A 1,828-nucleotide genomic window follows, 5' to 3' on the forward strand; every position below is an offset into this window, starting at 1 on the left:
CGCTAAAGCGACTCAAAACGTTCTTTAACAATATAAAGCAATCATCTGTGTGGGCACTCGTACAGATTGAGTTCTAACAGCCAACCTACTTAGGTAGCGAGGCAAACAAATTAGAGTCTCAATTGAAAACTGAGTGACCAACAGAATAGTTATTTCGGTAATTATTCGGCACAGTCAATTCAATATCGAAAGATATTAAAATAAATTCAGAATTCATTGAGCTGTCGAAAGACATAAAACTTTTTAATTGAAGAGTTTGATCATGGCTCAGATTGAACGCTGGCGGCAGGCCTAACACATGCAAGTCGAGCGGTAACAGAAAGTAGCTTGCTACTTTGCTGACGAGCGGCGGACGGGTGAGTAATGCTTGGGAACATGCCTTGAGGTGGGGGACAACAGTTGGAAACGACTGCTAATACCGCATAATGTCTACGGACCAAAGGGGGCTTCGGCTCTCGCCTTTAGATTGGCCCAAGTGGGATTAGCTAGTTGGTGAGGTAATGGCTCACCAAGGCGACGATCCCTAGCTGGTTTGAGAGGATGATCAGCCACACTGGGACTGAGACACGGCCCAGACTCCTACGGGAGGCAGCAGTGGGGAATATTGCACAATGGGCGCAAGCCTGATGCAGCCATGCCGCGTGTGTGAAGAAGGCCTTCGGGTTGTAAAGCACTTTCAGTCAGGAGGAAAGGTTAACGGTTAATACCCGTTAGCTGTGACGTTACTGACAGAAGAAGCACCGGCTAACTCCGTGCCAGCAGCCGCGGTAATACGGAGGGTGCGAGCGTTAATCGGAATTACTGGGCGTAAAGCGTACGCAGGCGGTTTGTTAAGCGAGATGTGAAAGCCCCGGGCTCAACCTGGGAACTGCATTTCGAACTGGCAAACTAGAGTGTGATAGAGGGTGGTAGAATTTCAGGTGTAGCGGTGAAATGCGTAGAGATCTGAAGGAATACCGATGGCGAAGGCAGCCACCTGGGTCAACACTGACGCTCATGTACGAAAGCGTGGGGAGCAAACGGGATTAGATACCCCGGTAGTCCACGCCGTAAACGATGTCTACTAGAAGCTCGGAGCCTCGGTTCTGTTTTTCAAAGCTAACGCATTAAGTAGACCGCCTGGGGAGTACGGCCGCAAGGTTAAAACTCAAATGAATTGACGGGGGCCCGCACAAGCGGTGGAGCATGTGGTTTAATTCGATGCAACGCGAAGAACCTTACCTACACTTGACATACAGAGAACTTACCAGAGATGGTTTGGTGCCTTCGGGAACTCTGATACAGGTGCTGCATGGCTGTCGTCAGCTCGTGTTGTGAGATGTTGGGTTAAGTCCCGCAACGAGCGCAACCCCTATCCTTAGTTGCTAGCAGGTAATGCTGAGAACTCTAAGGAGACTGCCGGTGATAAACCGGAGGAAGGTGGGGACGACGTCAAGTCATCATGGCCCTTACGTGTAGGGCTACACACGTGCTACAATGGCGCATACAGAGTGCTGCGAACTCGCGAGAGTAAGCGAATCACTTAAAGTGCGTCGTAGTCCGGATTGGAGTCTGCAACTCGACTCCATGAAGTCGGAATCGCTAGTAATCGCGTATCAGAATGACGCGGTGAATACGTTCCCGGGCCTTGTACACACCGCCCGTCACACCATGGGAGTGGGTTGCTCCAGAAGTAGATAGTCTAACCCTCGGGAGGACGTTTACCACGGAGTGATTCATGACTGGGGTGAAGTCGTAACAAGGTAGCCCTAGGGGAACCTGGGGCTGGATCACCTCCTTATACGATTTAGAACTTATTTGTTCGTAGTGTCCACACAGATGATTGTTA

1 rRNA gene is annotated in these 1,828 nt (G+C 50.2%); it reads left to right on the plus strand.

Annotation, left to right across the window (positions count from 1 at the left end):
- The first annotated feature begins 244 nt into the window (after window positions 1-244).
- Window positions 245-1,780: ribosomal RNA gene (locus tag I6F50_RS20075) — 16S ribosomal RNA — on the plus strand.
- Window positions 1,781-1,828 lie beyond the last annotated feature (48 nt).

This window comes from Pseudoalteromonas sp. NZS127_1, assembly GCF_015864295.1.
Lineage (GTDB): Bacteria > Pseudomonadota > Gammaproteobacteria > Enterobacterales > Alteromonadaceae > Pseudoalteromonas > Pseudoalteromonas arctica.